This is a genomic window from Kitasatospora sp. NPDC096147 (assembly GCF_044763225.1).
Lineage (GTDB): Bacteria > Actinomycetota > Actinomycetes > Streptomycetales > Streptomycetaceae > Kitasatospora.
Window position 1 is genome coordinate 132,675 of the sequence record NZ_JBIWFX010000014.1, and the last position, 23,964, is coordinate 156,638.

Genomic DNA, 23,964 nt, shown 5'->3' on the forward strand with positions numbered 1-23,964 from the left:
CGCATTTCGACTGGGACGGCGCGCGGAGCCGTGCCCCACGGGAGGTTTCACATGACAGGTCCCGCGCACAGCGCCGATGCCATCGTGGTCGGCGGAGGTCCGGCCGGGCTCTCGGCCGCGCTCTACCTGGCCCGGTACAACCGCTCGGTGCTGGTCTTCGACAGCGGCCACGGCCGGTCCACCCACCACCAGACCAACCGCAACTACCTCGGCTTCCCGAGCGGCATCGCCACCGTGGAGCTGCGTGAGCTGGCGCGCCGTCAGCTGGAGCCGTACGAGCAGGTGCGGATCGTCCACCACACCATCAACGAGGTGTCCGGCGACGGCGACATCGGCTTCACCGTCAAGGCGCAGGGCGGCAGTTGGCACGGCAAGGTGATCGTGCTGGCGACCGGCGTGCTGGACCACTTCCCGCACTTCGAGGGCTGGCAGGAGTACGTCGGCCGGTCGATGTTCTGGTGCATCACCTGCGACGGCTACGAGAACCGCGGCAAGCGGATCCTGGTGGTCGGGCACACCGACGCGGCGGCCGGCGAGGCGATGCAGCTGCACGGGCTCACCGACCGGGTGCAGCTGCTGCTCAACTCCCACAGCAACGACATCAGTCCGAAGTTCGCGGCCCGGCTGGCGGCGGCCGGCATCCCGGTGGTCGACGACCGGATCGACAAGGTCGAGGGTGCGGACGGGCAGATGACCGCCGTCTACACCAAGGGCGGCCTGCGGCTGCCGCTGGACGCGCTGTTCTCCATCCAGGGCGCCAACCCGGAGACCAAGTTGGCCCACCAGCTCGGCATCGACTTCGCCCCCAGCGGCTACATCGCGGTGGACACCGAGCAGAAGACCTCGGTGGCCGGGGTCTACGCGGCCGGTGACGTCACCGCGCTGCACTCGCACCAGGTGACCGCCGCCGTGCACGAGGGCGCCCAGGCGGCCTCGGCGGCCAACTACTTCCTGTACCCGCCGGAGCTGAAGGCGGACTGACGGTCGGTCAGCGACCGGGGGCCGCCGGCCGGACGGGCCGGGGCCCCGCACCGGCCGTCCGGATCCGGGCGGCCGGCCCGAGTGATCTGGAAGGAAACCGAGATGACCGACTGGACCGTGGTGGGGGACACCAACGGCTACCCCACCACCGCCACCTGCGGGCACCTGGGCGAGGCGGCCGACGTCAAGCCCTCGACCCTGGAGGGCTGTGAGGACTGCCTGCGCGAGGGCACCCGCTGGCTGCACCTGCGCGAGTGCCTGGTCTGCGGGCACGTCGGCTGCTGCGACCAGTCGCCGCGCCGGCACGCCACCGCGCACTGGCACGCCACCAAGCACCCGCTGGTCCGCTCGTTCCAGCCGGACGAGGACTGGGCCTGGTGCTACCCCGACTCGCTCTTCCTGCTCCCCGCCGAGCTGGCATGAGCAGGCACCAGGTGGTCCGGGACCACTGCCTCGCCCCCGGCCGGCCGGTGGACGCGCCGCCCAGCGGCGCCCGGTACAGCCGGATGCTGCCGGACCTGCCGGCCCTGGACTCGCGTCCGGAGGAGCTGTTCAAGGCCGGATCACCGGGCGGCGTCTGCGACGCCGCCCGGTTCCCGCTGCGTGCGGGGGTGGACGACGCGGCGGGCGCGGCCGGCTGGCCGTTCTTCGGCCAGTTCATCGCGCACGACATCACCGCCGACCGCTCGCCGATCGCGGCCCAGGCCGACGTGGCGGCGCTGCGCAACGTCCGCTCGCCCAAGCTCAACCTCGAACTCGTGCACGCGGACGGCCCGGTGGGCTCGCCGTTCCTCTACGACGCCACCGACCCGGCCAAGCTGATCACCTCCCAGGACGGCACCGACGTGCCGCGCAACTGGCAGGGCACCGCGCTGATCGGCGACCCGCGCAACGACGTGCACCGCTTCGCCGCCCAGCTCCACCTGGCCTTCCTGAACGCGCACAACGGACTGGTGGACCGGCTCCGCGAGGACGGGGTGCCGGAGGCCGAGCTGTTCGACGAGGCCCGCCGCGCGCTCACCTGGCACTACCAGTGGATCGTGGTGCACGACTACCTGCCCCGGCTGATCGGCCCGGAGCTGACGGCCCAGATCCTGGACGGCGGGCCGAAGTTCTTCGCGCCCGCGCCCGGCGAGGCGTTCATCCCGCTGGAGTTCGCCGACGCCGCGTTCCGCTACGGGCACGGCCAGATCCGGCACCGCTACCGGATGACCCGGGACGGGCTCCAGTACCCGCTGTTCCCGCACCTGTTCGGCCACGGGCCGATCCCGCCGGAGCACGTGGTGGACTGGGCGATGCTGTTCGACGTCCCCGGCGAGCCGCCGGCCCAGCGGGCCAAGCGGATCGACGGCGGTCTGCCGACCAGCCTGATCTCGCTGCCGGAGGACATCACCGGCGAGGTGGACCAGGCCGAGCTGCGCTCGCTGGCCGTCCGCGACCTGCTGCGCGGCCAGGCCACCGCGCTGCCCTCCGGGGAGTCGGTGGCCGAGCGCTTCGACGCGGCCGTGCTCGCCCCGGACGAGGTCGGGCCGGAGTGGGCCGGCGGCACGCCGCTCTGGCTCTACATCCTCAAGGAGGCCCAGGTCCGGCACCAGGGCGACAGCCTGGGCGAGGTGGGCGGCCGGATCGTCGGCGAGGTGCTGATCGGCCTGCTGCGCGCCGACGGCGAGTCCTACCTGGCGGCCGACCCGGGCTGGCAGCCGACGCTGCCCTCCGTCGGGGACGGCTTCACCCTGGTCGATCTGCTCCGGTTCGCCGGAGCCACCGGAGTCCGCGACGCGACTTGACGGACATTCACGGGCGAGTCCCGGGTGAATTCCCGGGGCTCGCTCCGTGATTGACCGAACAGAATTCCGGTGGCGATGATGAATTCGTCAAGCTGCCCGCCGGAATCCCGGTGCATCGACATGGAGGTCGCACGTGAAGTCCGAGGTCATGCGTTTCACGTTCATGGACGCCATCGCCGGACGAGTGGTGGAATTCCGTCCGGAGGACCGGGTCTTCGGCCTGAAGACCATCGACGGCCGTGATTTCGACGTCAAGCTCAGTGACGGGATGTCGGCGGAGCTCCTGCGGAACCTCGACGAGCCCTACGCGGACGCCGGCGGCCACGTGGACGACCTGCTCCAGCCCGGCCAGCAGGTCTTCGTCTACGGGGTCTTCTACCCGGAGGGCGGCGCCTACTCCTTCGAGGCCAAGAAGCTGACCTTCGTCGGCCGCGGCCCGGAGGACTACAACTACGAGAAGGCCAACTGGTGGATCAACCAGATCGACTCGCTGGCCCGGTTCTACCGGCGCGCGCAGTTCGGTGACGGCGAGATCGACTACAAGGACTACCGGACCAACATCCGGCTCGGCGGCGACAAGGCGGCCAGCCACGTCCAGGAGACCGACACCATCTCCCGGATGGTCTACGGCATGGCCTCGGCCTACATGCTGACCGGCAACGAGGACTACCTCGAGGTGGCCGAGCGCGGCACCAAGTACCTGCGCGACCACATGCGCTTCGTGGACCGCGAGTCCAACGTCGTGTACTGGTACCACGGCATCAAGGTCGAGGGCGACTACGAGAAGAAGCTGCTCACCTCGGAGTTCGACGACGACTACGACGCCATTCCGATGTACGAGCAGATCTACGCGCTGGCCGGCCCGACCCAGACCTTCCGGGTCACCGGTGACCGCCGGATCGCCTCCGACATCGACTCCACCATGCGGCTGTTCGAGCAGTACTACCGCGACTACGAGGGCGGCGGCTACTTCTCGCACATCGACCCGGTGCTGCTCTCCCCCCACCACGACTCGCTGAAGTTCAACAAGTCGCGGAAGAACTGGAACTCGGTCGGCGACCACGCCCCGGCGTACCTGATCAACCTGCTGCTGGCCACCGGTGACGAGCGCCACGCGGAGATGCTGGAGCGCACCTTCGACACCATCGTCGAGCACTTCCCGGACTACCAGGCCAGCCCGTTCGTCAACGAGCGGTTCAACACCGACTGGTCGCAGGACCTCGGCCACACCTGGCAGCAGGACCGCGCGGTGGTCGGGCACAACCTGAAGATCGCCTGGAACCTGATGCGGATGAACTCCTACAAGGAGAAGGACTCCTACAAGGAGCTGGCCGAGAAGATCGGGCAGATCATGCCGGCGGTCGGCAGCGACCAGCAGCGCGGCGGCTGGTACGACGTGGTCGAGCGCAAGCTGGCGGACGGCCAGGAGTTCCACCGCTTCGCCTGGCACGACCGCAAGGCGTGGTGGCAGCAGGAGCAGGCGATCCTGGCCTACCTGATCCTCGGCGGCACGGTCGGCGGTGACGCCTACCGCGAGGAGGCCCGCCAGGCGACCGGCTTCTACAACACCAACTTCCTCGACCACGACGAGGGCGCGGTCTACTTCAACGTGCTGGCCAGCGGCCTGCCCTACCTGCTCGGCACCGAGCGGCTCAAGGGCAGCCACTCGATGAGCATGTACCACTCGGCGGAGCTCTGCTACCTCGCCGCGGTGTACACCAACCTGCTCAACACCGGTCAGCCGCTGAACCTCTGGTTCAAGCCGCGGGCCGACGCCGACCGCACCCTGCGGGTCTCGCCGGACCTGCTGCCGGCCGGCCGGGTCGAGCTGACCCGGGTCGAGATCGAGGGCAAGGAGTGGGACCGGTTCGACGCCAAGAACCTCACCGTCGAACTGCCCGACTCGGCCTACGCGCTCACGGTGAAGGTGGAGCTGACCCCGGTCGGCTGAGTACTCGTCAGGGGCTGTCGTCCCCGGGGCATGCGGGCCCCGGGAACGACAGCCCCTGACGCCTTCCTCGGCACATTTCGGCGAGCACACGACAAACCGGCACACGACAAACCGGCACGCGACGAGCGGGCACGCGACGGGCGGGCACTCGACCGCGGGCACACAACGGCGGGCACACAACGGCTCTGGGAGGAACCGGACGTGGACACGGATCACAGAGGCAAGGCGGCGGCGGAGTTCGCCACCGACCGGATAGCGGGCTACGACGTACGGCCGGGCGCCCCCTACCCGTTCGGGGCGACCTACGTGCCGGGCGGGGTGAACTTCTCGGTCTACTCCAGCCGGGCGGACGACGTCTCGCTGGTGCTCTTCAAGCCGGGCGAGGTCACGCCGGTCGCCGAGATCCCGATCCCGGACGAGTACCGGGTCGGCGGGGTCTGGGCGATCACCGTGCTGGGCATCGGCGAGGGCGACGTGGACTACGGCTACCGGGTCTTCGGGCCGACCCGGCCGGCCCCCGGCGATCGCTTCGACCCGGCGGCGGTGCTGCTCGACCCGTACGCCAAGGCCGTCACCGGCCGGGACGTCTGGGGCGAGGAGCCGGACTGGAACAACCAGAACCAGTACCGGGCCAGGCTGACCGCCGACCACTTCGACTGGCAGGGCGACCACCCGCTCCGGCTGCCCGCCGAGGACCTGGTGGTCTACGAGCTGCACGTGCGCGGCTTCACCCGGCACGAGTCGGCCGGGGTGGCCGAGCCGGGCACCTTCGCCGGGCTGCGCGAGAAGATCCCCTACCTCAGGGAACTCGGGGTCAACTGCGTCGAGTTGATGCCGGTCTTCGAGTTCGACGAGTTCGAGAACAGCCGGACCAGCCCGACCACCGGTGACCTGCTGCTGAACTACTGGGGCTACTCCACGGTGGGCTTCTTCGCCCCCAAGGCCGGCTACGCGGCCGGCGGCGCGGCCGGCCGGCAGCGCGAGGAGTTCAAGGAGCTGGTCCGGGACCTGCACGCCAACGGCATCCAGGTGATCCTGGACGTGGTCTTCAACCACACCGCCGAGGGCAACGAGCACGGCCCGACCATCCACTTCCGGGGCCTGGACAACAGCACCTACTACCAGCTCACCCCGGACGGCTACTACCAGAACTTCAGCGGCACCGGGAACACCTTCAACTGCAACAACCCGGTGGTCCGCGACTACATCCTCTCCTGCCTGCGGTACTGGGCCAGCGAGTACCACGTGGACGGCTTCCGCTTCGACCTGGCCTCCATCCTGGACCGGGGCGAGGACGGCACCCCGCTGGAGAACCCGCCGCTGCTGGAGGCGCTCTCCTACGACCCGCTGCTCAAGGACTGCGTGCTGATCGCCGAGGCCTGGGACGCCGGCGGCCTCTACCAGGTCGGCGCGTTCCCGAACTACGGCCGCTGGGCCGAGTGGAACGGCAAGTACCGGGACGTGCTGCGGCGCTTCCTCAAGGGCGAGCCCGGCACCGTCGGCGAGCTGGCCACCCGGCTGGTCGGCTCGCCCGACCTCTACGGCACCCGGGGCACCACCGCCTCGGTCAACTTCGTCACCTGCCACGACGGCTTCACCCTCACCGACCTGTTCTCGTACAACGAGCGGCACAACGAGGCGAACGGCGAGTACAACCGGGACGGCAACTCCGACAACGACTCGTGGAACTGCGGCGCCGAGGGGCCGACCGAGGACCACGAGGTGCTGGCGCTGCGGCGGCGGCAGGCCAAGAACGCCATGGTGCTGCTGCTCACCAGCCAGGGCATCCCGATGATCCTGGCCGGCGACGAGTTCGGGAACACCCAGGGCGGCAACAACAACGCCTACTGCCAGGACGGCGAGATCTCCTGGCTGACCTGGCCGCAGAGCGACGAGGCGGACGGCCTGCGGCGCTTCACCACCCAGCTGATCCGGCTGCGGCAGGAGCACGCGGTGCTCCGCCGGGCCACCCACCCGACCGGCACCGACGCCATCCCCGGCTACCCGGACGTGAGCTGGCACGGCACCCGCGCCTGGCAGCCGGACTGGTCGGAGGGCGACCGGGTGCTCGCGGTGATGCGCTGCGGTGAGCACGAGGACGGCTCGGCCGACTTCGTCTACGTCGCGGCCAACGCGCACTGGGAGGGCCTGGAGCTCGAACTCCCGGACCTGCCGGGCGACATGCGCTGGCACCGGGCGGCCGACACCTCGGCCGAGGAGCCCGAGGACATCAGCGCACCGGGGGCCGAGCCGGCCCTGGAGGACCAGCTGCGCTACCCGATCGGTCCGCGCTCGGCGGTGGTCCTGGTCGGCCGCCGCAACGACGGCTGACCGGGCCAGGGGGGAGAAGGGGGACGACCATGACGACCACGGACACCACGGGCGGTGCGGCGGAGCCGGGCCCGAGACGGCACGGCGGCAGCACGGTGCGGATCAGGGTCGGCGGCGAGCTGGACGCGCTGGGCACGCCCGGCTTCCGCCGCCAGCTGGACAGCCTGGCCCAACGCCGGGAGATCGGACGGCTGGTGGTCGACCTGTCGACCGTGCGCTACCTCTCCTCGGCCGGGCTGCGCTCGCTGCTCTACCTGCGCCAGCGCTTCCCGGAGCCGGTCTCCATCGCGCTCGCGGGCGTGCAGGAGCCGGTCGGGCGCACGCTCCGGCTGGCCGGCTTCCAGCGCGGTCTGGAGCTGACCGGCGACGGCTACGGCGGGGACGACGGCCGGGCGGCGGCCTGACGGACGGCGGTCCGACGCGGTGACGGTCCGAGGCGGTGACGGTCGGAGGCGGTGACGGTCCGACGCGGTGACGGTCTGACGCGGTGACAGGGAAGGGCCCCGGTACCAGGGTTGGTACCGGGGCCCTTCGCCGTGCCACGGGCACGACAGGGGCTCAGGAGAGCCGGATGCCGCTCAGCTCCGCGCAGGCGGCGAGCAGGGCCTCCTGCACCTCCGGGTCCCGGGTCTGCGGCAGCGCCTCGTCCAGGAACCGCATGTGCCGCAGGTAGCTCCCGCTGACCTGCGCGGCCGGGTCGTCCGAGCCGGCCAGCCAGACCTGGGTGGCCGCTCCGGTGGCCAGGTCGGTGGGCGCCGAGCTGCCGCCCATCCGGGAGCGCACCCAGCCGGGGCAGACCGCGTTGCTCTGCACCTCGGGGTGGCGGCGGGCCACCGCGAAGGCCAGCGCCAGGTCGGCCAGCTTGGAGTCGCAGTAGGCGCCGGTGCCGTCCCAGCGGCGGCGGGTGCGCTGGAGGTCGGTGAGGTCGATGGTGCCGCCCTCGGACATCCCGGAGGAGAGGTAGACCAGCCGCTGCGGCAGCGGGATCAGCGCGGTGAGCACGTACGGCGCCAGCACGTTGACCTGGAAGGTGGTCTCCAGGCCGTCCTCGGAGACCTGGCGCGGGCTGCCGGTGCGGGAGATCCCGGCGTTGTGCACGACGGCGTCGTACGGGCCCACCGCGGTGGCCTGCTTGGCGAGTTCGACGGTCTGGCTGAGCGAGGCGAGGTCGCCGACCACCACGTCCACCGCGTCCGGGACGGCCCGGCGGGCGTCCTCGGCGCGCTGGGCGTTGCGGGCGTGCAGCACCACGGCGTGGCCCTGGGCGGCGAGCATGGTGGCGGTCTGCCGGCCGATGCCGTCGGCGGAGCCGGTGACGAGGATGCGCTTCATGTGCGTTCACTCCTTGAGTGGTCGGTGATGCCGGGGGAGCGGGGAACTGCTGCCGTTCCGCTGCGCGCAGTTCCTCGCGCCGCTGGGTGCCTGCCCGTCCGGGCGTTACCCGGGGACCAGCCAGCAGGTGCTGAGGGCCGGGAGGTGCAGCTCCGCGGACCAGGGTTGGGCGTGGTGCGGGGTGGCGGTGGCGCGGAGGTCGGCGGGGCGGGTGCCGGTGCCGGTGTAGGGGGCGGCGTCGGTGTCCAGCAGGACCTGCCAGCGGCCGGGGCGGGGGAGGCCGGTCCGGTGGGCGGGCCAGGCGGTGCCGGACAGGTTGGCGACGCAGACCAGCGGGGTGCCGTCGGGGGCGCGGCGCAGGAAGGCGTAGACGTTGTGCCCGGCGTCGTCGGCGTCCAGCCAGCGGAAGCCCTCCGGGGCCGGGTCCTGGGCCCAGAGGGCGGGGGAGTCGCGGTAGGCCCGGTTCAGGTCGGCGACCAGCCGCCGGACGCCGAGCCGGCCGGTCTCCTCCGGGCCGGGCCACGGGAGGCCGTAGGGCTCGCTCCACTCGCCCGGGTCGCCGTTCTCCCCGCCCATGAACAGCAGGTTCTTCCCCGGCAGGGCCCACATCAGGCCGAACATCGCCCGTAGGTTGGCGAGTTGGGCGGCCTCGTCGCCGGGCATCCGGCCGCGCAGCGAGCCCTTGCCGTGCACCACCTCGTCGTGGCTGAGTGGCAGGACGAAGTTCTCCGTCCAGGCGTAGGTGGTGGAGAAGGTGATGCCGTGGTGGTGGTGCTCGCGGTACACCGGGTCCTGCCGGAAGTAGTCCAGCGTGTCGTGCATCCAGCCGAGGTTCCACTTGAAGTCGAAGCCCAGGCCGCCGTCCCGCAGCGGGGCGGTGACGCCGGGCCAGGTGGTGGACTCCTCGGCGATGGTGAGCACGCCGGGGAAGCGGCCGTGCACCGTCTCGTTGAGCGCGCGGAGGAAGGCGACCGCCTCCAGGTCCTCCCGGCCGCCCTCCCGGTTGGGCTCCCAGGTGCCGGGCGGGCGGGAGTAGTCCAGGTAGAGCATCGAGGCCACCGCGTCCACCCGCAGGCCGTCGACGTGGAACTCCTCGCACCAGTAGAGGGCGTTGGCGATCAGGAAGTTGGCCACCTCGGGGCGGCCGTAGTCGAAGACCAGGGTGCCCCAGTCGGGGTGCTCGCCCCGGCGCGGGTCGGGGTGCTCGTAGAGCGGGTGGCCGTCGAAGCGGCCGAGCGCGAAGTCGTCCCGGGGGAAGTGGGCGGGCACCCAGTCGAGGATCACGCCGATGCCGGCCCGGTGCAGCGAGTCGACCAGGTACCGGAAGTCGTCGGGGGAGCCGAAGCGGGAGCTCGGGGCGTAGAAGCCGGTGACCTGGTAGCCCCAGGAGCCGCCGTAGGGGTGCTCCATCACCGGCAGCAGCTCGACGTGGGTGAAGCCCTGCTCGCGGACGTAGGAGGTGAGCTGGGCGGCCAGCTGACGGTAGGTCAGGCCGGGGCGCCAGGAGCCGAGGTGGACCTCGTAGACGCTCAGCGGCCGGCGGCGCGGGTCGGCGGCGGCCCGGCGGATCATCCACTCCCGGTCGCTCCAGCGGTACCGCGAGGCGTACACCACGCTGTCCGGGCCGGGCGGCAGCGGGGCGGAGCGGGCGCACGGGTCGGCCTTGGCCCGGTGCACGCCGTCGGCGCCGAGCAGTTCGAAGCGGTAGCGCTGGCCGGCCTCGGCGCCGGGCAGGAAGGCGGTCCAGTAGTCGGTGGTGCCGATCCGGTGCAGCGGCACCGGGGCGCGGCCGCCGGTCACCTGCCCCGTCACCTCGCCCGCCACCGCGACCCGGTGGGCGCGTGGCGCCCAGAGGGTGAAGGAGACGCCGGGGCGGCCGTCCGGGCCGGTGCCGGGATGGGCGCCGAGCACCTCCCAGAGCCGTTGGTGGGTGCCCTCGGCGAGCAGGTGCAGGTCGAGCGGCCCGGGCCCGGTGGCCGACGGTTCGTCAGCTGCCCGGCCGGGCCCGGCGATTGACTGGGCCACGGCAATTCCTTCGGTCGGGGACACCGTGGAATTCTCGCAGCCCAGGGCATTCCATGGGGGATTTCCGGGCGGAAAATGTGCACTCCGACATTGCCCGGCAAGGGACTTGACGTAATGTGCCAGGCCATTTCGCGGTGAGTGCCGACCGGCCCGGATGGCCGTTGACCCGGGTCGGGGGCTGTCCCAGGATTTGAGGGCAGGCAGTGCCAAGCCTCGAAATCGGAGTAGCCATGACGAAGAAAGTTCTCGTACTCCTGTCGGAGTACGGCTATTGGGGCGAGGAACTCGTCGGCCCGCTGTACGCATTCGACAAGCAGGGTTACGAGGTGACCTTCGCGACCCCCACCGGCAAGCGGGCGCACGCCCTGCCGCCGAGCATGGACCCGGGTTTCGTCGACCCGCCGCTCGGCCGCAGCGTGGTCTCCGCCGAGGTGGCCAAGGTGGTCGTGGACCTGGAGGCGTCGGACCGGCTGGACAGCCCGGAGGACCTCTCCTCCTGGATCCCGACCCGCCCGTACACCAGCGACGAGGGCTACCTCCGCAAGCTGGAGGCGTACAACAACGCGGTCAACGACGGTCTGACCGAGCGGCTGGCCGAGTACGACGCCCTGCTGATCGTCGGCGGCAGCGGTCCGATCGTCGACCTGGCCAACAACGGCCGGGTGCACGACGTGATCCTGAACTTCCTGCACGCGGACAAGCCGATCGGCGCCGAGTGCTACGGCGTGGCCTGCCTGGCCTTCGCCCGTGACTGGGAGGACCGGAAGAGCATCATCTCCGGCAAGCACGTCACCGGGCACTGCAAGGAGTACGACTACAAGGACGGCACCGGCTTCCTGGGCACCGACTTCGTGATGGGCCCGCCGCCGTACCCGCTGGAGTACATCCTGCGCGACGCCACCGCCCCCGAGGGCCGCTACCACGGCAACTTCGGCAAGGAGATCTCGGTGATCGTCGACTACCCGTTCATCACGGGCCGTTCGACCCCGGACTCCTACCGCACCGGCGAGAAGATGGTCGAGGTCCTGGAAGACGGCCTGACCCGCTACGGCTGGTAAGGGAGCTTCTGTGACCAGGCTCGGCAAGAACGCCATCATCGAGCAGCTGCTCGCCGACGGCATCACCCACATGTTCGGCAACCCGGGCACGGTGGAGCAGGGCTTCCTGGACGCCCTGGAGGAGTACCCGGACTTCCACTACGTGCTGACCCTGCAGGAGACGGTGGCGGCCGGCATCGCGGACGGCTTCGCCCGGGCCACCGGTGGCCCCGCGCTGCTCCAGCTGCACAGCGGCGTCGGCCTCGGCAACGGCATCGGCATGATGTACCAGTCCAAGCGCGGGCACGCGCCGCTGGTGGTCATCGCCGGCGAGTCCGGCATCGAGTACGACGCGATGGACGCCCAGATGGCCGCCGACCTGGTCGCGATGGCCCGGCCGGTGACCAAGTGGGCCACCCGGGTGGTCGATCCGCGCTCGCTGCTGCGGGTGCTGCGCCGCGCGGTGAAGACCGCGATGACCGAGCCGCGCGGCCCGGTGTTCGTGGCGCTGCCGATGGACATCCTGGACGCGCCCAACGACGAGCCGGTCGTCCCGACGGTCATCCCCGACCGCCGGACGCTGCCGGCCCCGGCCCTGGTGGCCGAGGCGGCGGCGCTGCTGGCGCCGGCCAAGAAGCCGGTGCTGCTGGTCGGCGACGGCATCTCCGTCTCCGGAGCCGAGCCCGAACTGCTGCGCGTGGCCGAGAAGTTGGGCGCCGACGTGTGGTTCGTGGACTCCTCCGAGGCGCACCTGCCGGCTGACCACCCGCTGGCCCGTGGCGCGATCGGCCACATGTTCGGCATGGTCAGCCGGGCGGCGGTGCGCGAGGCGGACGCGGTGCTGATCGTGGGGACCTACGTGTTCCCCGAGGTCTTCCCCGACCTGGTCACCCCGTTCGCCGAGGGCGCCCCGGTGGTGCACGTCGACCTCGACGACTACGAGATCGCCAAGAACCACCCCGTCACGCTGGGCCTGGTCGCCGACCCGAAGCTCACCCTGGACGCCCTGGCCACCGCGCTGGACGGGCTGCGCACGCCCGAACAGGACGCCGCGGCCCGGGAGTTCATCGAGCAGCGGCGCACCGAGCAGGCCGCCAAGGCGCAGGCGCCGGACGACACCCTGATCGGTGCCTTCCTGGCGAAGCTGGGCCAGGAGGCCCCGGAGGACCTGATGGTCTTCGACGAGGCACTCACCGCCTCGCCGTACATCATCCGGTACCTCAACCCCCGGCTGCCCGGGCACTACTTCGCCACCCGGGGCGGCTCGCTGGGCGTCGGCATCCCGGGCGCGGTGGGCATGAAGATCGCCCACCCGGAGAAGACCGTGGTCGGCTTCACCGGCGACGGCGGCTCGATGTACACCTACCAGGCGCTGTGGACCGCCGTCCGGCACGAGGTGCCGGCCGTCTTCGTGGTCTGCAACAACCACCGGTACGAGCTGCTGAACAAGAACATCGACCAGTACTGGGTCGAGCGGGACATCGCCAAGCACGAGTTCCCGCACTCCTTCGACCTCTCCCACCCGGAGATCGACTTCGTCGGCCTGGCCCGCTCGCTGGGCGCCGACGCCGTCCGGCTTGACAAGCCGGACCAGATCGACGACGTGGTGGAGCGGATGCTGACCACCCGTCGGCCGCTGCTGGTCGAGCTGCTCACCGACGACACCCGCTGACCGGCAGCCCCCGGCTGACCGGCAGTCCATCGCAGGAGATCACATGGCACTGACCGAGACGGCGATCAAGACCATGGTCGCCGACTGGTACCGCGCGCTGGACCAGCACGTGCCGCTGGAGACCGCGCTGACCTACCTGGTCGACGAGGGCCTGGAGATGCGCTTCCCGGAGACCACCTCCCGGGGCCACGCCGGCTTCGCCGACTGGTACAAGGCCGTCACCAACCGCTTCTTCGACGAGGTGCACACCGTCACCTCGACCGAGGTGAGCAACCTGACCGAGACCACCGCCGACGTCAAGGTGGTCGTCAACTGGCAGGCGAAGATCTGGGACGCGCCCGGCCCGAAGAGCGCCTGGCTCGGCTTCGACGCCTACCAGACCTGGGTGGTGGCGGCCGGCCCGGACGGCGCCCCGCAGATCCAGATCTACATCGTGGACTCCCTCGACCCGATGCCGGGCTCGGCCTCGCTCTGAGAGTCCTTCCGCACGTCAACTCACCCACCGCAGCAACGAACCGAGAGGCACTCACATGTCCAACACCGACATCATCCTGAAGATGTACGAGTACTTCGGCACCGGCGACATGGACAAGATCAAGAGCGACCTCTTCCACGAGGAGATCGTCTGGAACATGCCGGGCCACCACCCGCTGTCCGGCTCGATGAAGGGCGCGGACGAGGTCATCGCCTTCTTCGCGGACCTCTTCCAGGCCGGCATCTCGGTCGACAACGTGCACTTCGGCGAGCTGGACAACGGCACCGTCGTCGAGAAGCACAGCGGCCACGGCGAGTCCGAGGGCGTCCAGTACCTCTTCCCGACCTGCACCACCTACGGCATCGAGGACGGCAAGATCCGCGAGGTCCAGGTGCACACCGCCGACCAGCACGGCGTGGACCGCTACATGTGGAGCCGCTTCCAGCTCAAGGGCATCGCCGCCCGTCTGGCGGGCTGACCCATGGCCGAGGACGTCACTCCCGAGCTGGTCAACGCCGCCTACGAGGCGCTCGCCACCGGCGACCGGGGCCAGATCGAGAAGTACTGGGACGAGTCCATGCGCTGGCTGGTCCCCGGCAACCACCAGCTGGCCGGCTGGTGGGAGGGCCTGGACGGGTTCTTCGACTTCATGACCCGGGTCGGCGAGCTCTCCGGCGGCAGCTTCGTGATGACCCGCAGCGCGATCTGCACCGCCGACGGCTGGTCGGCCGACGTCTCCTACAACCTGGGCACCCGGGTCACCGCGGAGGAGGGGAGCATCTCCCCGTACGACCGCCTGGAGATCGACGTCGTCCACGTCCTCAAGTGGGAGAACGGCAAGGTCGTCGAGGGTCGCGGCGCGATATTCGGCGACGGCACCACCCAGTTCAACCAGTTCTGGTCGCAGCTCGCGACCAACGCCGTGCGCGTCTGAGCGCCGGGTAGTACCAGCCCGGTTCGGGCTCACACAGATGCGGAAGGGCACCGTGGTGGACACCAGGGAAGTAGTGACCTCGTACTACCAGCTCGCCAACGCCGGGGACTGGGACGCCTGGTGCGACCTGTTCGCGGTCGACCAGGTGATGGACGAGCAGCTCGCCGGGCACGTCGAGGGGCGGGAGACGCTCCGGGGGATGATGAAGGGCTTCCCGGAGATGTACGCGTCGTTCCAGAACGTGCCGGCCCACTTCGTGGTGGACGGCGAGCAGGCGGCCGTGGTCTCGAAGATCACCGCCGAGACGCCGGCCGGCGGCCGGGTCGAGGCGAACGTCGTGAACTACTTCCGGGTGGTGGACGGCCTGATCAGCTACATGGCCAACTTCCACGACACGGTGCCCTTCCGCGCCGTCCTCGGCACGCCGGACGGTGCGTCATGAGCGCTCCGGCCGAGTACGACTACATCGTGGTCGGCGGTGGCACCGCCGGGTCGGTGGTCGCCAACCGGCTGTCCGAGGACCCGGACGTCAAGGTCCTGGTGCTGGAGGCCGGCGGCGCGTTCGTCCCGGCCAACGTGGACGCCGCACCACTGTGGTACACACTGCTCGGGTCCTCGGTGGACTGGGGCTACCAGACCGTGCCACAGGCCGGGTTGAACGGCCGGACGGTCTACGAGCCGCGCGGCAAGCTGCCCGGCGGCTCCAGCAACCTCTACATCATGATGCACATCGAGGGTCACCCCTCGGACTTCGACAACTGGGCCTACCAGGGTGCGGCCGGCTGGTCCTACGCGGACCTGAAGCCCTACTTCGCCAAGCTCCGCGAGCTGCAGACCGTCACCTCGGCGGCCGACGGCGACCCGCACCCGCTGTCCCGCACCTTCATCGACGCCGCCAAGGGACTCGGCCACCGCGAGGTGGACGACTTCAACGGCCCGGAGATGATCGGGGCCGGCTGGCACCACATCGACGTCGAGAACGGCCGCCGCAAGGGCGCCCTGCAGTCCTTCCTGGAGCCGGCCCTGCCCCGGCCCAACCTGACCCTGCGCACCTCGGCCACCGCCACCAAGCTGGTCTTCGAGGGCAACCGCTGCGTCGGCGTGACGTACCGTCAGGAGGCCGAGACCATCCCCGAGGGGGACGGCCGGCTGCTGTCCGCCGCCACCCAGGCGGAGCCCGGCGTGCACACCGTGCGGGCCGCCCGTGAGGTGATCGTCTGCCAGGGCGCGATCGAGTCGCCCAAGCTGCTCCAGCTCTCCGGGCTCGGCCCGGCCAAGCTGCTGGCCGAGCACGGCATCCCGGTGGTCGCCGACCTGCCCGGCGTGGGCGAGAACTTCCACAACCACGTGCTCACCGGCCTGATCGCCGAGACCACGGCCCCGCCCCGGGAGGGGCACCAGAACCTCTCCGAGTCCGCGCTGTTCGCGGTCTCGCAGCCCGGCATGATCGCGCCGGACCTGCAACTCGCCTTCGTGCACGTGTCGTTCGACATCATCGTGGGCGCCGGCCACCCGAACGCGGTCTCCATCCTGCCCGGCGTGGTCCGTCCCACCTCGCGCGGCTCGATCCGGCTCGCCAGCGACGACCCGTTCGCCAAGCCGCTGGTCGACCCGAACTACTTCGGCGACCAGTCGGACGTGGACCGGATGGTCCAGGGCTTCAAGCTGGCCCGCGACATCTTCGCCGCGCCGGAGTTCAAGGGCCACCTCAAGGGCGAGCTGCTGCCCGGCCCGGAGGTGCGCACCGACAAGGAGATCGAGCAGTTCGTCCGGGACCGCGCGGACTGCTACCACCACCAGGCCGGCTCCTGCCGGATGGGCATCGACGACCTGGCCGTGGTCGACCCGCAGCTGCGGGTGCGCGGCGTCGAGGGCGTCCGGGTGGTGGACGCCAGCGTGATGCCGGCCGTCCCGTCCGGCAACTGCCACAGCGCGATCGTCGCCATCGCCGAGCGCGCGTCCGACCTGATCAAGGAGGCGCGCCGTGGGTGACCTGGTGCTGCGCGAGGGCCCGCTGACCGGCACGAAGATCGCCGTGCTGATCGAGAGCGACTACTTCGAGCCGGAGATCCACTACTACCAGCGCCGGTTCGCCGAGGAGGGCGCCGAGGTCCACTTCCTCACCCGGCTCTGGGGCCAGGACGCGATCACCTTCACCGGCCACGAGTGGCGGACGCCGTTCACCGCGACCGAGTCCTTCGAGGGCCTGAGCGACGAGGAGCTGCGCTCCTACGCCGCCGTCATCGTGCCCTCCGGGATGGTCTCGGACCGGCTGCGCTACACCGAGGACGTGGACGTGCTGGCCCCGGCGGCCGAGTTCGTCAAGCGCGCCTTCGACGAGCCCTCGGTGCTCAAGGGCATCATCTGCCACGGCTTCTGGCTGCTCGCCACCGTCCCGGAGACCATCCGGGGCCGCAAGGTGGTCTGCCACAACAACCTGGTCGGCGACGTCCGGAACATGGGCGCCGAGTACGTGGACTCCGACGTGGTGCTGGACGGCGACGACCTGGTGACCGGCCGGACCGGACAGCACGCGCACCTGTTCGCCCGTCAGATCATCGACATCCTGGCCGCCCGCCGGAGTGCGGCATGAGCGCGGAGGGCGGCCTGCGCTGGTCGCACGCCGCGCTCAACTGCACCGACCAGAAGGTGACCGAGGAGTTCTACCACCGCTGGTTCGGCTTCGAGCGGGCCCGCACGGTGGACCTGGGCGACCAGCAGATCGTCTTCCTGAAGCAGGGTCAGGTCTACCTCGAACTGTTCGCGGCGGGAGCCGGCGAGCGGCCCGACGTAACGAAGGACGGCCCTTCTACGGCCGGAACGGTGCGACACCTCGCCTTCCAGACCGCAGACCTGACAGAGTTCTTGTCCGGGCTGGACGAGGACGTGCCGGTCTCCCTGGGCCCGCTCTCCTTCGACGACTTCATCCCCGGGTGGCGCAGCATCTGGCTGACCGACCCGGACGGTGTGGTGGTCGAGGTCAGCGAGGGCTACCGGGACGACCCGTCGGCCCACGCGCACGCGCACTGACCCGGCCGCGACGGGCCATCAGCAGGGGAGGGATTACCAGATGCGTTACCGACTTCTGGGACGCAGTGGTCTGAGGGTGTCCGAGCTGTTCCTCGGCACCATGACCTTCGGCGAGGACTGGGGCTTCGGTGCCTCCGTCGAGGAGAGCCGCAAGCTCTTCGAGGCGTACGCCGAGGCCGGCGGGAACGTGATCGACACCGCCAACCGGTACACCGAGGGCAGCAGCGAGAAGATCCTCGGCGAGCTGCTCGGCGCGGACCGCGACCGCTTCGTGCTGGCCACCAAGTACACCCTGACCGATGACGGCACCGACCCGAACGCCTCGGGCAACCACCGCAAGAACCTGGTCCGTTCGCTGGACCAGAGCCTCAAGCGGCTGAACACCGACCGGATCGACCTGCTCTGGGTGCACATCTGGGACCCGGCCACGCCGATCGAGGAGACCATGCGGGCCCTGGACGACCAGGTCCGGGCCGGCAAGGTGCAGTACATCGGCATCTCGGACTCCCCGGGCTGGGTGGTGGCCCGCGCCAACACCCTGGCCGAATGGCGTGGTTGGACCCCCTTCGTGGGCGTCCAGGTGCCGTTCAGCCTGGTCAAGCGGGACGCCGACCGGGAGATCATGCCGATGGCGGAGGCGATGGGCGTCTCGGTGGCGGCCTGGTCGCCGCTCTCCGGCGGGCTGCTCTCCGGCAAGTTCAGCCGGGGCGAGGTCACCGGCCACACCCGGGTGAACCAGCGGGACATCTCGCCCCGCGACCTCGCGGTGGCCCGGGAGGTGGACGCCGTCGCGGACGAACTCGGCGTCTCCTCCTCCCAGGTGGCGCTGGCCTGGATCCTGCGGCACGGCAGCCACGTCCACCCGGTGGTGGGCGCCCGCAAGCTCTCCCAGCTCCAGGACAACCTGGCCGCCGTCGACGTCCGGCTGCCGGACGAGGCGGTGGACCGGCTGAACCGGGCCAGCGAGGTGCCGCTGGGCTTCCCGGCCGACTTCATCAAGTCGATGAAGGGCTTCGTCTACGGCGAGGTCGGCCACCGCACCGACGGCATCGAGGTCGCCGCCCACCGCCACATCGAGGGCGGGGACGGCGCATGAGCACGGAGACCACGGGGGCCGCTGCGGCCACCGAGGCGGCGGACTCGCAGGAACAGCGGGTCACCTGGGCCGAGTTGTTCTTCGACCTGGTCTGGGTGTTCGCCATCACCCAGATCTCGGTGCTGCTCGCCCACTCGCACTCGCCGGTGGACGCCGCCGCCGCGATCCTGCTCTTCCTGCCGCTCTGGATGGGCTGGGTGGGCGCGGCGCTGCTGGGCAACACCAGCGGTGCCAACCTGGACGGCGTGCACGGCCGGCTGCTGGTCTTCGCGCTGGCCGCCTGCGGCCTGGGCATGGCGGTGGCGGTGCCGGACGCGTTCGGCGACAGCGGTCCGCTGTACGGCGTCTGCTACGTGCTGCTGCGGCTGATCCTGTGGCAGCGGATGCGCCGCTGGCCGAGCTTCGGCGGGCTGCGGATCGAGCCGTTCTCGGTCAGCCTGCTGGCCAGCGGTCCGCTGTTCCTGGTCGGCAGCTTCCTGGACAGCGAGCCGCGCCACCTGCTCTGGGCGGCCGGCGCGGTGATCGAGGTGTTGGGCACCGCCGTGCTCGGCAAGAAGCTGGACCAGGCCCGGTTCGAGACCTCCCACCTGCCCGAGCGCTTCGGCCTGTTCGTCATCATGGCGCTCGGCGAGACGGTGATCGCGGCCGGCAGCCACATCACCGGCCACGTGATGGACGCGCTCACCCTGAGCACGCTCGGCCTGGCCTTCGTGCTGATCGTGCTGCTCTGGTGGGCGTACTTCCACTACGGGGCGCCCGCGGCCCGGCACAGCCTGGGCAGCGATCCGGTGCAGGCCCGGATCGTCCGCGACGTGTTCAGCTACGCCCACCTGCTGTACGCGGTCGCCATCATCCTGATGGCGGTCGGACTGGAGGAGCTGATCGCCCATCCGACCCAGGTGCCGCACGAGCTGCCGCAGTTGATGCTGGCGCCCGGGGCCGCGCTCTACCTGCTCGGGTTCTGCTACGCCCGCTGGCGGATGTTCGGCGCCGCCGCGGTGCCCCGGTTCTCCGGGGCGGTGGCGCTGCTCGTGCTGTCCGGGCTGGCCCCGCTGCTGCCCCAACTGGTCACCGCCGTGGTGGTGGTGCTGGTGCTCGGCGCGGTCAACGGCGCCGAGGCGTTCATCGTGGAGACGCACCGCTCGCTGCCGCTGGTGCGGCTGCGGAAGGCGCGCGCCACCGCATAGCCGTACCCGCTCCGAGCCGACGGCCGGTCCCGCTTCCCCGGGGCCGGCCGTCGGCGTTTCCGCGTCCCGCCGCCGACCTGACATGCGGACTTGACGGATAGCGCTCCGTGACTCGAACGTGGATTCCCCTCGGCGCACAATTGATTGACGCTCCGTCAGTGCCCCCCGGAAAATAACAAGGGAAAGGGAATCTGGAGCATTTCTCGACCGAGGGGCCCGGCAATGGAGGTCGTCACGCGCATGGCCGACGGCGTCACCTGCGTCGAACTGACCGGTGACCTGGACGCCAGATCCGCGCAGGGCGTGTTCAGCGGGATCGTGGACGTCATGCCGCAGGGAACGCCGCTGCTGCTGGACCTCTCCGGGGTCCCGTTCATCTCCAGCGCCGGTCTGCGGGTGCTGCTCATGGTGCACCGGCGGGCCCAGGGGGCCGGGGTCGAAGTGGCCCTGGCCGGGCTCTCCTCGCACCTTCGGAATGCGCTCCGGGTGACCGGATTCCTCCGCCTCTTCCACATTGTCGAGAGGTGTTCCGACGGTGTCGCAATGCTCATTCGGCAACGCGCCGCCGAGGCTACTGACCAGGAGTGGACCAAATGAGTTTTGACGTCTCAGTGGATTTCCGCGGCACCACGGCGGTCGTGACCATCGGCGGTGACCTCGACGCGGCCACCGCACCGTCCTTCCAGAAGGCCGCCGAGGCGGTCATCGAGGGCCGGCCCAAGGAGCTGGTGCTGGAGATGAGCAAGGTGGACTACATCTCCTCGGCGGGCCTGCGCCAGATCGTCTACACCCGCCAGAAGATGGACGACGACGTGCGCGTGGTCCTGGTGGGCGTCAACAGCGCCGTGGAGCAGACCATCCGGCTCGTCGGCTTCGACCAGAGCGTCACCTTCGCAGACTCGATCCCGGCGTAGGCATGCCATGAAGAAGATCGACGTGTCGGCGGACGTCAGCTCCCTGGAGCTGGTCAACTCCCTGGTGGAGGACCTCGCGGCCGAGGCCGGGCTGACCCCGGGCCGGGCCCACCTGCTCCGCTTGGCGACCGAGGAACTGGTCGTCAACATCGTGGTGCACGGGTACGCCGGCTCCGGACGGGGCCGGATCGGACTCGAAGGGGTGGTCACCGACACGGAGGTCTCGATCCGCCTGACGGACACCGCACCACCGTTCAACCCGTTCACGGCCCGGCCACCGCGTGGTCTCGACCTGCCCCTGCACCAGCGCGAGCCCGGCTCGCTGGGGCTGCACCTGGTCAACCACGCGGTGGACAGGTCGTCTCACGAGTACGTGCACGGTGCGAACCACACCACGATCGCCATGCGGCGGATCGCACCGGAATACGATGGGCGGGTCGAGAGTGTCCGAGAAAGCGCTGATCGTCAGTCAACCCAGCCCGAGCGCGGCTGCGTTGGAGCTGTGGCAGACGCTGGCGGAGCTGGGCGTCCCGGCGACGGTGTCGAACCCCTCCTCGGTGCTGGCGGAGCGCTGGCCGGACACCCCCGGCTGTGACCTGCTGCTGGTGGACGCCGCGCTGGAGGTCGAGACGGTCCGCCGGCTGATCGGCGTCCTCAGGCACCGGACCGGCCGCCCCCCGGCCGTGGTGGCGTTCAGCAGCGGCGACGTGAGCCTGATCGAGCCGCACCTGAAGGAGGGGCTGGACTACCTGGCCGAGCCCTTCCTGCCCTACCTGGTCCGCAAGCGCCTGGACATGTGCCGGCAGAACCGCGACCTGGCCTACGTGCTGGACGAGATGCACTCGGCGGTGGACGAGAGCCGCTTCGAGCGGGAGCTCCAGATCGGCCGGGAGATCCAGCGCGGCTTCCTGCCGGAGAACCTGCCGGAGCTGGACGAGTGGGACATCGCGGCCTACTTCGAGCCGGCCCGGGAGGTCAGCGGCGACTTCTACGACGCCTACGACGTGATCAACGGCGACTTCCTGGCGTTCGCCATCGCGGACGTCTGCGACAAGGGCATCGGGGCCGCGCTGTTCATGGCCCTGATCCGCAGCCTGCTCCGGCAGGCGGCGGTGGCCGACGAGGGCCTGCCCACCGTCCCCGAGCCGGTCGGCTCGGCCGGCCGGCCGCTCCCCGGGGCGGCGCTGGCCCTGCGCGCCGTCCGCACCACCAACGACTACCTGACCACCAATCACCTGCACCAGGCGTACTTCGCCACCCTGTTCTTCGGGGTGGTGGACACCCGGACCGGTGAGCTGATCTACATCAACTGCGGCCACAACGCCCCGGTGGTCCAGCGGGCCGGCGGCGACCAGCTCTCCCTGCTGCCCACCGGCCCGGCCCTCGGGCTGATGCGGGACGCCCACTTCGACCTCGGCTTCGCCACCCTCGGACGGGGGGACCTGCTCTACCTCTACACCGACGGCGTGCCGGAGGCGCGCAACCCGGCCGGCGAGTTCCTGGGGGAGGGCCGGATGCTGGCCATGCTGGCCGACCCCGGCCGGGCGGCCACCGTGATCGAGCGGATGCGCAAGGCGGTGGCCGAACACGCCGGTGTGGGTGAGCAGTTCGACGACATCACGATGCTCGGTCTGCTCCGGCACCCCGCCGGTCCCGGCGAGTACCAACGCACCACCGAACCGAGAGACGACGGGGGAGACGGTCCATGAAGATCCTGATGCTGTCCTGGGAGTATCCGCCGGTGCTGGTGGGTGGCTTGGGGCGGCACGTGCACGCCCTGGCCACCTCGCTGGTCCGGGAGGGCCACGAGGTCACCGTGGTCACCAGGTACGCGCCCGGCCACCCGCTGGAGGAGTGGCAGGAGGGCGTCCGGGTGGTGCACGCGATGGAGGACCCGCCGCTCTTCGCCGAGTCCCAGGACAGCTTCCTGGCCTGGACGATGGCCTTCAACCACACCCTCACCCGGGCCGCCCTGCGGGCCTCGGCGGGCCACGAGTTCGACGTGGTGCACGCCCACGACTGGCTGGTCGCGCACGCCGCCGTCACGCTCAAGGAGCAGCTGGACGTCCCGCTGATCGCCACCATCCACGCCACCGAGGCCGGCCGCCACCAGGGCTGGCTGCCGGAGAACATGAACAAGTCGATCCACTCGGTGGAGTGGTGGCTGGCGCACGAGGCGTGCCGGCTGGTGGTCTGCTCCCAGTACATGGCCTGGGAGGTCAACCGCCTGATGAGCGTGCCTTACCGGCGGATGGAGGTGGTGGCCAACGGCGTCGAGCCGCACCGCTGGGAGACCGACCCGGAGCAGGTGCGGAACTTCCGCCGCCGCCACCACGCGGACGGCCCGCTGGTCGGCTTCGCCGGCCGGCTGGTCTACGAGAAGGGCGTGCAGGACCTGATCATGGCGGTGCCGGAGCTCTCCGCCCGGCACCCCGGGATCAGGGTGATGATCGCCGGGGACGGCCCCTACCGGACCGAACTGGAGTCGCTGACCCGGGACTTGGGCGTCACCGACCGGGTGGAGTTCACCGGCTTCCTGGACCGCGAGCTGGCCACCATGATCGCCGCCTGTGACGTGATGGCGCTGCCCTCGCGGTACGAGCCGTTCGGCATGATCGCCCTGGAGGTGGCCGCCGCCGGGACGCCCGTCGCGGTGGCCTCGACCGGCGGCATGATGGAGATCATCCGCCCCGGCCGCACCGGTGCCACCTTCAACGCGGGCGACCCGCGCTCGCTCGCCGAGGCGGTGTCCGGCCTGCTGGCCGACCGGCCGAACGCGCTGGAGATGGCGGAGCGGGCCCGGGAGATGGTGATCCGCGACTACAGCTGGAAGGCGATCGCCCGGCAGACCGCCGAGAACTACCGGATCGCCACCGTGGAGGGCCCGGTGTTCGCTGAGCGGCAGGCCGCCAAGGCGCTCAGCCAGGGCAGGCCCCGGATCGTGGTTCCCGAGGGCAACCTGCTCTGATCGTCGGTGCCGGGGAGGCGCCTCTGGGGGCGGTCTCCCGGGTGGGGCCGGGCGGTCGCCGCCGGAGCCCGTGCCCACCTGGCCCACCCACGGGCCGGAGGATCCCTTCCACGGCGCCCGCCCACGCGGCGGAGCCATGTTGGTGGCACAGCCGTTCCGACCGGGCAGACAGCCCCCGGCCGCCCCGGCGGTGCGTCCCCCTCCCGCGCCCTCCTGCGGTGCGCGGCCCGGCAGTCCGAGGAGT

24 protein-coding genes are annotated in these 23,964 nt (G+C 70.8%); 22 read left to right on the forward strand and 2 right to left on the reverse strand.

What is annotated here, in order from left to right; all coding sequences use genetic code 11:
* Positions 1-51 precede the first annotated feature (51 nt).
* The 6 genes from ACIRBX_RS31810 to ACIRBX_RS31835 all read left to right on the forward strand — a co-directional run bounded on the left by ACIRBX_RS31810 (position 52) and on the right by ACIRBX_RS31835 (position 7,454).
* Positions 52-981 carry an NAD(P)/FAD-dependent oxidoreductase gene (locus tag ACIRBX_RS31810; RefSeq protein WP_402302349.1) on the forward strand — a complete coding sequence of 310 codons (930 nt, stop codon included), beginning with the start codon at positions 52-54 and terminating at the stop codon, positions 979-981.
* A gap of 102 nt (positions 982-1,083) precedes the next feature.
* The gene (locus ACIRBX_RS31815; RefSeq protein ID WP_402302351.1) at positions 1,084-1,404 is read left to right on the forward strand and encodes a UBP-type zinc finger domain-containing protein; all 321 of its coding nucleotides are present in this window, start codon (positions 1,084-1,086) and stop codon (positions 1,402-1,404) included.
* Positions 1,401-2,768, forward strand: a complete 1,368-nt coding sequence (locus tag ACIRBX_RS31820) for a peroxidase family protein (protein WP_402302353.1) — start codon at positions 1,401-1,403, stop codon at positions 2,766-2,768. The genes ACIRBX_RS31815 and ACIRBX_RS31820 overlap by 4 nt, the downstream gene beginning before the upstream one ends.
* A gap of 148 nt (positions 2,769-2,916) precedes the next feature.
* Positions 2,917-4,719 (forward strand): AGE family epimerase/isomerase, encoded by a 1,803-nt coding sequence (locus ACIRBX_RS31825; RefSeq protein WP_402302355.1) that lies wholly within the window; start codon positions 2,917-2,919, stop codon positions 4,717-4,719.
* A gap of 201 nt (positions 4,720-4,920) precedes the next feature.
* Positions 4,921-7,050, forward strand: coding sequence for a glycogen debranching protein GlgX (gene glgX, locus ACIRBX_RS31830; protein ID WP_402302357.1), 2,130 nt, complete (start codon positions 4,921-4,923; stop codon positions 7,048-7,050).
* A gap of 29 nt (positions 7,051-7,079) precedes the next feature.
* Positions 7,080-7,454, forward strand: a complete 375-nt coding sequence (locus ACIRBX_RS31835) for an STAS domain-containing protein (protein ID WP_402302359.1) — start codon at positions 7,080-7,082, stop codon at positions 7,452-7,454.
* A 154-nt stretch (positions 7,455-7,608) separates the two neighbouring features.
* On the opposite strand, the gene ACIRBX_RS31840 is transcribed toward ACIRBX_RS31835, so the two are convergent.
* The gene (locus ACIRBX_RS31840; protein ID WP_402302361.1) at positions 7,609-8,382 is read right to left on the reverse strand and encodes an SDR family NAD(P)-dependent oxidoreductase; all 774 of its coding nucleotides are present in this window, start codon (positions 8,380-8,382) and stop codon (positions 7,609-7,611) included.
* A gap of 105 nt (positions 8,383-8,487) precedes the next feature.
* On the reverse strand, positions 8,488-10,407 hold the full coding sequence (gene glgB, locus ACIRBX_RS31845; RefSeq protein ID WP_402302364.1) for a 1,4-alpha-glucan branching protein GlgB: 1,920 nt from the start codon (positions 10,405-10,407) through the stop codon (positions 8,488-8,490).
* Positions 10,408-10,637: 230 nt separating this feature from the next.
* Between glgB and ACIRBX_RS31850 the strand changes: the two genes are divergently transcribed.
* The 16 genes from ACIRBX_RS31850 to ACIRBX_RS31925 all read left to right on the forward strand — a co-directional run bounded on the left by ACIRBX_RS31850 (position 10,638) and on the right by ACIRBX_RS31925 (position 23,720).
* On the forward strand, positions 10,638-11,465 hold the full coding sequence (locus ACIRBX_RS31850) for a type 1 glutamine amidotransferase domain-containing protein (RefSeq protein WP_402302366.1): 828 nt from the start codon (positions 10,638-10,640) through the stop codon (positions 11,463-11,465).
* A 10-nt stretch (positions 11,466-11,475) separates the two neighbouring features.
* The gene (locus ACIRBX_RS31855; RefSeq protein WP_402302368.1) at positions 11,476-13,116 is read left to right on the forward strand and encodes a thiamine pyrophosphate-binding protein; all 1,641 of its coding nucleotides are present in this window, start codon (positions 11,476-11,478) and stop codon (positions 13,114-13,116) included.
* A gap of 43 nt (positions 13,117-13,159) precedes the next feature.
* On the forward strand, positions 13,160-13,591 hold the full coding sequence (locus ACIRBX_RS31860; protein WP_402302371.1) for a nuclear transport factor 2 family protein: 432 nt from the start codon (positions 13,160-13,162) through the stop codon (positions 13,589-13,591).
* Between the two features lie 55 nt (positions 13,592-13,646).
* A complete protein-coding gene (locus tag ACIRBX_RS31865; protein ID WP_402302373.1) occupies positions 13,647-14,069 on the forward strand; it encodes a nuclear transport factor 2 family protein in 423 nt (140 codons plus the stop codon).
* A 3-nt stretch (positions 14,070-14,072) separates the two neighbouring features.
* On the forward strand, positions 14,073-14,525 hold the full coding sequence (locus tag ACIRBX_RS31870) for a nuclear transport factor 2 family protein (RefSeq protein WP_402302374.1): 453 nt from the start codon (positions 14,073-14,075) through the stop codon (positions 14,523-14,525).
* A gap of 37 nt (positions 14,526-14,562) precedes the next feature.
* Positions 14,563-14,967 (forward strand): nuclear transport factor 2 family protein, encoded by a 405-nt coding sequence (locus tag ACIRBX_RS31875; protein WP_402302376.1) that lies wholly within the window; start codon positions 14,563-14,565, stop codon positions 14,965-14,967.
* Positions 14,964-16,517 (forward strand): GMC family oxidoreductase, encoded by a 1,554-nt coding sequence (locus ACIRBX_RS31880; protein WP_402302378.1) that lies wholly within the window; start codon positions 14,964-14,966, stop codon positions 16,515-16,517. The genes ACIRBX_RS31875 and ACIRBX_RS31880 overlap by 4 nt, the downstream gene beginning before the upstream one ends.
* On the forward strand, positions 16,510-17,118 hold the full coding sequence (locus ACIRBX_RS31885; RefSeq protein WP_402302379.1) for a DJ-1/PfpI family protein: 609 nt from the start codon (positions 16,510-16,512) through the stop codon (positions 17,116-17,118). The genes ACIRBX_RS31880 and ACIRBX_RS31885 overlap by 8 nt, the downstream gene beginning before the upstream one ends.
* The gene (locus ACIRBX_RS31890) at positions 17,115-17,555 is read left to right on the forward strand and encodes a VOC family protein (protein WP_402302381.1); all 441 of its coding nucleotides are present in this window, start codon (positions 17,115-17,117) and stop codon (positions 17,553-17,555) included. Before ACIRBX_RS31885 ends, ACIRBX_RS31890 begins: the two co-directional genes overlap by 4 nt.
* A 40-nt stretch (positions 17,556-17,595) precedes the next feature.
* The gene (locus tag ACIRBX_RS31895; RefSeq protein WP_402302384.1) at positions 17,596-18,651 is read left to right on the forward strand and encodes an aldo/keto reductase; all 1,056 of its coding nucleotides are present in this window, start codon (positions 17,596-17,598) and stop codon (positions 18,649-18,651) included.
* Positions 18,648-19,838 carry a low temperature requirement protein A gene (locus ACIRBX_RS31900; protein WP_402302387.1) on the forward strand — a complete coding sequence of 397 codons (1,191 nt, stop codon included), beginning with the start codon at positions 18,648-18,650 and terminating at the stop codon, positions 19,836-19,838. The genes ACIRBX_RS31895 and ACIRBX_RS31900 overlap by 4 nt, the downstream gene beginning before the upstream one ends.
* Positions 19,839-20,060: 222 nt before the next feature.
* Positions 20,061-20,435, forward strand: a complete 375-nt coding sequence (locus ACIRBX_RS31905; protein WP_402302389.1) for an STAS domain-containing protein — start codon at positions 20,061-20,063, stop codon at positions 20,433-20,435.
* Positions 20,432-20,752: an STAS domain-containing protein gene (locus ACIRBX_RS31910; RefSeq protein WP_402302390.1), complete on the forward strand. Its 321-nt coding sequence runs from the start codon at positions 20,432-20,434 to the stop codon at positions 20,750-20,752. The genes ACIRBX_RS31905 and ACIRBX_RS31910 overlap by 4 nt, the downstream gene beginning before the upstream one ends.
* A gap of 7 nt (positions 20,753-20,759) precedes the next feature.
* The gene (locus tag ACIRBX_RS31915; RefSeq protein ID WP_402302393.1) at positions 20,760-21,347 is read left to right on the forward strand and encodes an ATP-binding protein; all 588 of its coding nucleotides are present in this window, start codon (positions 20,760-20,762) and stop codon (positions 21,345-21,347) included.
* On the forward strand, positions 21,247-22,461 hold the full coding sequence (locus ACIRBX_RS31920) for a PP2C family protein-serine/threonine phosphatase (protein WP_402302394.1): 1,215 nt from the start codon (positions 21,247-21,249) through the stop codon (positions 22,459-22,461). Before ACIRBX_RS31915 ends, ACIRBX_RS31920 begins: the two co-directional genes overlap by 101 nt.
* Positions 22,458-23,720 (forward strand): glycosyltransferase family 4 protein, encoded by a 1,263-nt coding sequence (locus tag ACIRBX_RS31925; RefSeq protein WP_402302397.1) that lies wholly within the window; start codon positions 22,458-22,460, stop codon positions 23,718-23,720. The genes ACIRBX_RS31920 and ACIRBX_RS31925 overlap by 4 nt, the downstream gene beginning before the upstream one ends.
* Positions 23,721-23,964: the final 244 nt, after the last annotated feature.